At 41.3% G+C, this 8,788-nt stretch carries 6 protein-coding genes; 5 read left to right on the forward strand and 1 reads right to left on the reverse strand.

Annotated features, from left to right (window positions below; translation table 11 throughout):
- Positions 1 to 631: 631 nt before the first annotated feature.
- Positions 632 to 1,426: a DUF3298 and DUF4163 domain-containing protein gene (locus tag E0W68_RS13275; protein ID WP_135219929.1), complete on the reverse strand. Its 795-nt coding sequence runs from the start codon at positions 1,424 to 1,426 to the stop codon at positions 632 to 634.
- A gap of 100 nt (positions 1,427 to 1,526) precedes the next feature.
- On the opposite strand from E0W68_RS13275, the gene E0W68_RS13280 reads away from it, so the two are divergent.
- The 5 genes from E0W68_RS13280 to E0W68_RS13300 all read left to right on the forward strand — a co-directional run.
- A complete protein-coding gene (locus E0W68_RS13280; RefSeq protein ID WP_135219930.1) occupies positions 1,527 to 2,672 on the forward strand; it encodes a cystathionine gamma-synthase in 1,146 nt (381 codons plus the stop codon).
- A 139-nt stretch (positions 2,673 to 2,811) separates the two neighbouring features.
- Positions 2,812 to 4,155, forward strand: a complete 1,344-nt coding sequence (gdhA, locus tag E0W68_RS13285) for an NADP-specific glutamate dehydrogenase (protein ID WP_135219931.1) — start codon at positions 2,812 to 2,814, stop codon at positions 4,153 to 4,155.
- Positions 4,156 to 4,707: 552 nt separating this feature from the next.
- On the forward strand, positions 4,708 to 6,084 hold the full coding sequence (locus tag E0W68_RS13290; RefSeq protein WP_135219932.1) for a hypothetical protein: 1,377 nt from the start codon (positions 4,708 to 4,710) through the stop codon (positions 6,082 to 6,084).
- A 4-nt stretch (positions 6,085 to 6,088) separates the two neighbouring features.
- On the forward strand, positions 6,089 to 7,000 hold the full coding sequence (locus E0W68_RS13295; RefSeq protein ID WP_135219933.1) for a M28 family peptidase: 912 nt from the start codon (positions 6,089 to 6,091) through the stop codon (positions 6,998 to 7,000).
- A gap of 60 nt (positions 7,001 to 7,060) precedes the next feature.
- On the forward strand, positions 7,061 to 8,788 hold a 1,728-nt coding region (locus E0W68_RS13300; RefSeq protein WP_205435344.1), incomplete at its 3' end, for a beta strand repeat-containing protein.

An 8,788-nucleotide genomic window follows, 5' to 3' on the forward strand; every position in this document is an offset into this window, starting at 1 on the left:
TATTACTGAATTATAGTTATGTATTTATCGGAACGCTGATGACACGGATTAGGCGAATAAAAGCAGATTTGCTTTGTCATTCTGGCGAAGGAAGAATCTAATCTAAGTGAGATGCTTCGTACCTCAGCATGACAGCGCACGAGTTTGAATTCTCTCTATTACAGAATTATAGTTATGTGTTTATCGGAACGCTGATGACACGGATTAGGCGAATAAAAGCAGATTTGTTTTGTCATTCTGACGAAGGAAGAATCTAATCTAAGTGAGATGCTTCGTACCTCAGCATGACAGCGCACGAGTTTGAATTCTCTCTATTACAGAATTATAGTTATGTGTTTATCGGAACGCTGATGACAGGGATTAGGCGAATAAAAGCAGATTTGTTTTATCATTCTGACGAAGGAAGAATCTAATCTAAGTGAGATGCTTCGTACCTCAGTATGACAGCATACAAAAGAGTTTGAATTTTATAGTTATATATTTATCGGAACGCTGATGACACGGATTAGGCGGATAAAGCGGATTTGCTTTGTCATTCTGACGAAGGAAGAATCTAAAAAAGGATGCTTCGTGCCTCAGCATGACAAACTCAGTAGAAAACGTTATGACTTTCTAACTTTCGACTTTTCGACTACTTCACTTTCAAATACTGATTTACTTCGCTATACGGCAACAACAATTCTTTAGGTCCTTCGGCGTACGATGAAATTTCATAGGTGTTGTAGTACAACAGCAATCCGTTTTCTTCAAAGAAAATAGCGTTGGGCAGTGCAAAAATTTCGTTTTCAAACATCAGTCCGGTACTGTTGATGGGGTTCATAGGGTTTATACCAAACTTTTTTCGGAACTGCTTTTCGGCATAATCCGTAAAACCTTTCAGGTCGCTAAAAATATCCCTGTATGCAAACGCGTGTCCTGTTTTCGGGTCAAACAACAGCGAGCGTATGCCTGTATAACCATGCGCTCCGCCGGTATAGGTAAAGTGGTTTAGCTTAATGTTCAACAAGCTGTCGGTACGGTGGCTTACGGTGGCTTGTATAGAGCCTTCCCAGCCTAAGGCTTCTTTGGGGTATTCTTTTTTCAGCTCTTCATACGATTGTATAAACGAGTTCATCAAATCGTCATAATTAGTGGCATCATAGGGCTTTTCGCCAAAAAATATTATTTCCCTTACTGTGTTAAATATCTTTTTGTTAATACTGTCGGCAGCAGGTTGCGGTCCTGTCGCTTCGGGTACTGCTATTTCCACTTTAGGGCAGTGTTCTTTGCAGGGTAAGGATGAAGTTGCTTTATATTCTTTTGTTTCAAAAGCCAATGCAACAACGGGTTCTGTTTCTATATTTTCAATATCTTGGTTCTCTTTTTTATCTTTCCCGCAGCCTGTAAGTAACAGGGCTGTAAGGGCTATAGTAAGGTAATGTTTCATAATCTATGTTATAGTTTTGTAAAAGGGCAGTAAATGCTTATGCAAGGATAAACAAATTAAGTAAATTTGTCTAAAATAAATAATAGCGAATTTAAATTATATGAAATTTAACACAAAAACCATACATGGGGGGCAACACCCCGAACCAAGCACGGGTGCAGTAATGCCACCCGTTTATCAAACCTCAACATTTGCACAAAGCAGTCCCGGCGTACACCAGGGTTATGAGTACAGCCGAGCGGCAAACCCTACGCGTACAGCGCTGGAAGATGCACTGGCAAGTATAGAAAACGGCGCGCGCGGTCTTGCTTTTTCATCAGGGCTTGCTGCGACCGACTGTGTACTGAAATTGCTGAAACCTAACGATGAGGTTATTGCTATGGACGACCTGTATGGCGGTACTTACCGTATGTTTAGCCGGATATACAGCGAGTTTGGTATAAAATTCCACTTTGTGGATATGACGGATTTGGATAAACTCCAATCATTATTTAATGAAAATACCAAACTGGTTTGGGTAGAAACCCCGACTAACCCCCTGATGAAACTTGCCGATATAGAAGCTATAGCCAAGATTACAAAAGAGAAAAATGTACTTTTTGCCGTAGATAATACTTTTGCCACGCCCTACCTGCAAAGCCCGCTCGATTTGGGTGCTGATATTGTGATGCACTCGGCTACCAAATATTTGGGCGGACACAGTGATGTTATTGCGGGAGCATTGGTAACCAAAACCGAAGAGCTTGGCGAAAAGCTGCACTTTGCACAGTTTGCCACAGGAGCCACACTGGGACCAAATGATTCTTATTTGGTACTAAGAGGTATTAAAACCCTGCACCTGCGCATGCAACGCCATTGCGAAAACGGACAAAAAGTAGCTGAGTACTTAAATAGCCACCCCAAGGTAAAAAGAGTGTACTACCCCGGGCTGGAAAGCCACCCCAACCACGAGATAGCCAAAAAGCAAATGCATGGCGGTTATGGCGGTATGGTATCGTTCACTTTTGCATCGGAAAAGAAAGAAGATTCGATAAAATTTCTTGAAAATGTAAAGGTATTCACCCTTGCCGAATCGTTGGGCGGAGTAGAGTCGCTTGCCAACCATCCGGCATTGATGACACATGCCTCTGTGCCCGAAGATAAGCGTAAAGAATTGGGCATTACTGACGACATGGTGCGCCTTAGTGTAGGGGTAGAGGATATAGACGATTTGCTGAACGATTTAGAGCAGGCATTTAACCTATAAAAGGCTTTATATATAAAGAGTTAACAAAATAAAAGCATAAAAGTAAAGTATTGGCAATTATATATAGCTGTATGTAAGAAAACTGTATATTTGCCACTATAACGAAAACGTTTTCTTAAAACACAAAATCGATACAAATATGAGTGGAAATGTACAGTCTTTTATGGACGCAGTTTCTAAAAGAAATCCTAACGAGCCGGAATTTTTACAGGCAGTGCATGAGGTTGCCGAAACGGTAATCCCGTTTATAGAAAAAAACCCAAAATATCAAGGCAAAATGCTTTTAGAGCGCATGACAGAGCCGGAAAGAGTAATAATGTTCCGCGTTAACTGGCTTGACGATAAAGGCGAAACACAGGTAAACAGGGGCTACAGAATACAGATGAATTCGGCTATAGGTCCTTACAAAGGCGGATTGCGTTTTCACCCGTCAGTAAACCTTAGTATTTTAAAATTCCTTGCTTTCGAGCAAACGTTTAAAAACAGCCTTACCACATTGCCAATGGGCGGTGGTAAAGGAGGATCTGACTTTGACCCTAAAGGAAAATCAGATAATGAAATAATGAAGTTTTGCCAAAGCTTTATGACAGAGCTTAGCAAACACATAGGTGCTGATACGGATGTGCCTGCCGGCGATATAGGTGTTGGCGGTCGTGAGGTAGGCTATATGTTTGGGCAGTACAAAAGGCTTCGTAACGAGTTTACGGGAGTGCTAACCGGTAAAGGTATTAGCTTTGGCGGTTCGCTTATCCGTCCTGAAGCTACGGGCTACGGTTGTGTATATTTTGCACAAAGCATGCTTGCTACAAGAAATAATACTTTCATCGGAAAAACAGTAGTGATATCAGGTTCGGGCAACGTGGCGCAGTATGCTGCCGAAAAAGCCATGCAACTGGGCGGTAAAGTAGTTACTATGAGTGACTCTTCAGGTTATATATATGACGAAGAAGGGCTTAACGAAGAGAAACTTGCTTACATCATGGAGATTAAAAATGTAAGATACGGAAGGATAAAAGAATATATTACCCAATATCCTAATGCTAAGTATATAGATGGCGGACAGCCATGGGAGGTGCCTTGTGATATAGCCCTGCCATGTGCCACACAAAACGAACTTAACGGTGAAGAGGCAAAAATGCTGATTACTAACGGATGTATATGCGTTGCCGAAGGGGCAAACATGCCCTGCACACCGGAGGCGGTTATTGCTTTTCAAAATGCTAAAATTCTTTTTGCTCCGGGCAAAGCCTCAAATGCAGGAGGTGTTGCCACTTCGGGACTGGAGATGTCGCAAAACTCGCTTCGCCTTAGCTGGACAAGAGAAGAGGTTGACGAAAGACTTAAAGCTATTATGGCAGCTATTCACCATTCTTGCATTACGCACGGCACACAGGAAGATGGTTATGTTGACTACGTAAAAGGAGCTAACATTGCCGGATTTGTAAAAGTTGCCGATGCCATGCTGGCACAAGGTGTAGTATAAATCCACAAATAATATAATAAAAAAAGGGTTGCCCAATTGTGGCAACCCTTTTTTTATGTGCTATAGCGTGCTATAAATTATCATTATAAACTTTTTTGTAGGTTTAGGTTGCATAGTTTTTTTCATTTTTATAATTATTTGCCTCAGTATTACCCCTGTTTATGCTGTAAATAATCAACTAATATTTAAATATTTACAAAATAAAATCTAATAAATGCATAACAAAACCAGGCTGAATATAAAAAATGTGCTATATGTATCGGCATGCTTTTAGTTTTTTGATTATCAAGCATTAATACTTTGTTAGTCTATGCATTGTCTATACTTTTTATCGTGGTTAATATTCTACGCAATCGAAGTAATTGGGGGTTTATATTGATTTTGAATTAATTACATTTATTGCTGTTGTTATCTAAAATACGGTTACTCATAATTTATGTTTCAGGAGATGTTAAATGATGTTAAAAAAACACTAAATTGTGAGTAGGTTTACTTTGTTTTTATAAATAATTAAATCGGGCAAATAATCATTAACAATAAAACGTATTAAAAATGAAAAAAAATTTACTTACTCTTTTTGCCGCAATAGGGTTGGCAAACCTTGCTGTAGCACAAACAGGAAATGTTGGTATAGGTACTAACACTCCAAACAGTTCTGCGCAGCTTGATATCAGCTCAACAGATAAAGGATTGCTTATACCAAGAATGACGGAAACACAAAGAAATGCGATTGCGACCCCTGCAAGTGGTTTAATGATTTATCAAACGGATAATACTCCCGGTTTTTATTACTACAACGGCACTACTTGGGGCAGCGTAGCTCCGGCAAGCACCGGAGGCGTTACAGGTACAGGTAATAATAATTATATTACTAAATGGACAACAGGAGGATCTGTAATAGGCAATTCATTAATGCAGGATAACGGTACTAGTTTATCTATAAATGCTTTTCCTACATCTTTAATACAACTATATGTATATCGCCAGCAACTAACAGTCAATGGCGATGGGCAGCATACCTTAATGGGGTACCGTGACAGGAATTCGCAAAATGATGGTACAAGCTATTCCCAAGTAGCCAGTAATACAGGAGCTACCGGAACCTCTTTTTGGGGCGACCAGTACTCTTTTGGTACAGGTGGTTGGAATTATAACGATTTTACCCGTTGCGGAGGCGTTATCGGCGGAGAAGTTTTAGGTAATTACTGGGGTAGTTTAGGCTACAAAAACAGTGGCTCTACAAGTTATGGAGTATATGCCACTAATGCAATGGGTACAGGCGCAGGCTATATGGCACCGGGTACACAAACAGGTATAGGCGCAGGTTTTTATGGTGGTGTAATGGGAGGCTGGGTTCGCGGCGAAGTATTAGGTTTTACCAGCGCGGGCGAAGTATATGCTTCTTACAACGTAGGTAACGAATATACTTCAGGTTTCCAGGCCGATATCGTTACAGGCGATAGCGGTCGTAATGTAGCCTATGCTTCAACATCTACAAAACTAAAAGTAGCCGATGATGGTTATGCACAACTTGCCAACGGCACAGCTACAGTTGCCTTTACCCAGGAGTTTATGGATCTTATGGATAAAAATCAAAGACCGGTAATAACAGTTACCCCAATAGGATCTCCCGTAGGATTATACATTCAGTCAATCAATAAAAACGGATTTACAGTAGCTACTATAGATGGCTCTGTTGCCAATGTAGAGTTTTCGTGGGCTGCCAGCGCAAAACGTATAGATGCTGCCAATGCACAACTTCCGGAAATGCTGAAAAACAGCCAGTTTGACGAAAACCTGAAAGGCACAATGTTCAACGAAAATAATAAAGAGCAAAACGCTGCGCCAATGTGGTGGGATGGCAAACAACTGCGCACAGATGCAGCCCCAAAAACACCAAGACCAAGATTAGAATCAGAAAAGAAGTAAGTAAATGACAGGTGCTGCATACAACTATATAGTAACTGCCTTACTGGTAGTAACCGCTTCTTTTTCTCAAAACAAAAACGACGAAGTAACACAGCTTAAAAAAGATGTTTATTACCTCGCTTCGGATGCCTTGCAGGGCAGAGCTCCCGGTACACAAGGTGCAGAACTTGCTGCTGAATTCATCGTAAACCGTTTTAAAGAAGTAGGACTAAAACCATTTTTGGGCAACAGTTACCAAGAACCCTTTACCTTTCAGGAAGAAGGAAATACAATAAGCACCGAAAATTTATTTGCATGTACTAATCCTGCAAAAAGTAAAAAGCTCATCATTACAGCACATTACGACCATTTGGGTTTAAAAAGCACTCATTCAAGAGAAATTTTTCAAAACAAAATACATAATGGAGCAGATGATAATGCAAGTGGTGTAGCACTGCTTTTGGCACTGGCAGATTATTTTATGGAACACGAAAGCAAATTCAATTATAACATTGTTTTTATATGCTTTTCAGGTCACGAATCCGGGCTTTTTGGTTCGGCTGATTTTGTAAACAAACATAAAAACGAAATTAAAAATACTGCGTTTGTGCTCAATTTTGATATGGTAGGTCGATTAAACAAGCAGGAAGCCAATCCTGAAATTCTATTCAGGATTACCGATAAGAGTAGCTGGAAAGAACAAGACATACCCCAATCTGCAAGCGGGCTAAAGGTAAGAATACTGTCAGAAGAAGTAACACTCGATCATACTATCTTCAGTACACTGGGCATACCTGCCGCAACACTGTCAACAGGCATTCACGACGATTATCATAAAGCAACAGATGATGCTGCAAAAATAAATTTTGAAGGAATAGTAAAAATTAAAAAATATCTTGAAACCTATTGTAATAAGGTTTTAGATATAAAAACATAAAAGTTTTTAAACACTCCTTACCACATCAAAGAAGGAGAATTAATTTAATAATAGAACTAAATGAAAACATACAAAAGAATAATATTGCTGCTGATGATTGCCCTTACAGGGCTTTCGGCACATGCACAGCTCTATGTTTCCGATGGAGGTTCTGATAACTTTGTTGTTTCTAACAGCGGTTTGGTTTATGTTGATGGAGCATTAACCACCGATGGAAAACTAACAAACATGGGAACCATAGAAGTTACAGGCGACGTTACTAATAACGACGAGATTGATGGAAACTCCTACTCCGGAACATTGATACTAAAAGGAACAGCCACCCAAACCATAGGAGGGTCTGAATCACTGCAACTCAATAACCTGACATTCAACAATGCAGCAGGTTTTAACCTTACCAACTTTATCGCTGTAGATAATACAGTAACCTTTACAGATGGTATCATTACATCATCCGGTATGTCTGGCATATTAGGGTTTGCAACCGGTTCCTCATACACAGGAGCATCCGATGCCTCACATGTTAACGGATACGTAGCAGTACAAAATACAGGAAGTTTTGATTTTCCCGTAGGAGACGGCACAAGGTTACAGAAAATTAATGCAAACCTTGCTACAAATACAAGCGGTGTAATAGCACAATATATAGCAGCCGATGCCGGCGCGGCAACCTTTGCCACTACCGGATCAGATACAAATCCGCTAATTAGCTATAACGACCAAGAAGCATGGTTGCTCACCACATTCGGGGGTATGGCATCAGGAACAGTAACTGTTTATTGGGATGATTATAACAACCCTGCAGTTACAGGCTTAAGCCTGCAAAGAGTAGCTCACAAAACAGGAGGCGAATGGCTAAACCAAGGAACTATGGGTACAGGAACCGTTGCAAACGGTTCAGTAACCAGTAATAGCATTAATATTTCTGCCAATGATGTTTTTGCGCTCGGAGCAGTTACACCATTATCTGCAACAGTAACAAATGTAAGTTGCAATGCAGAATCAGATGGTTCAGTAGCTATTTCAGTTTCCGCTACCGCAGATTCTTACGAATACATACTTACATCAGGAGGAAATCCCGTAGATAGTAACACAAGCGCTACCGCTACACAAACGTTTTCCGGTCTTACAGCAGGATCTTACGATCTTACAGTAAATATATACGATGCAGGCTCGGTACTTATTGATACCTATACAGATACCTTTACCGTAACCCAACCTACAACGTTAAACCTTACACCGGCCTCCCAAACCAACATCGCCTGTAACGGCGGTGCAACAGGAGCAGCCACAGTAAACACAGCCACCGGCGGAGCCGGAGGATATACCTACAACTGGACACCGGGCAACCCAACAGGCGACGGTACCACATCCGTATCAGGACTTAGTGCAGGCACATGGACCTGTACCGTAACCGATGCCAACGGCTGTACCGCCTCAGTAAACTTTACCGTAACCCAACCTACAACATTAAACCTTACACCGGCCTCCCAAACCAACATCGCCTGTAACGGCGGTGCAACAGGAGCAGCCACAGTAAACACAGCCACCGGAGGAACACCAGGCTATACCTACGATTGGACACCGGGTAACCCGACAGGTGATGGCACTACATCCGTATCAGGACTTACCGCAGGCACATGGACCTGTACCGTAACCGATGCCAACGGCTGTACCGCCTCAGTAAACTTTACTATAACCCAACCTACAGCGTTAAACCTTACGCCTGCATCCCAAACCAACATCGCCTGTAACGGCGGTTCCACCGGAGCAGCCACAGTAAACACA

Origin of the sequence: Flavobacterium salilacus subsp. salilacus, from assembly GCF_004634195.1 — a bacterium.
Taxonomy (GTDB): domain Bacteria; phylum Bacteroidota; class Bacteroidia; order Flavobacteriales; family Flavobacteriaceae; genus Flavobacterium; species Flavobacterium salilacus.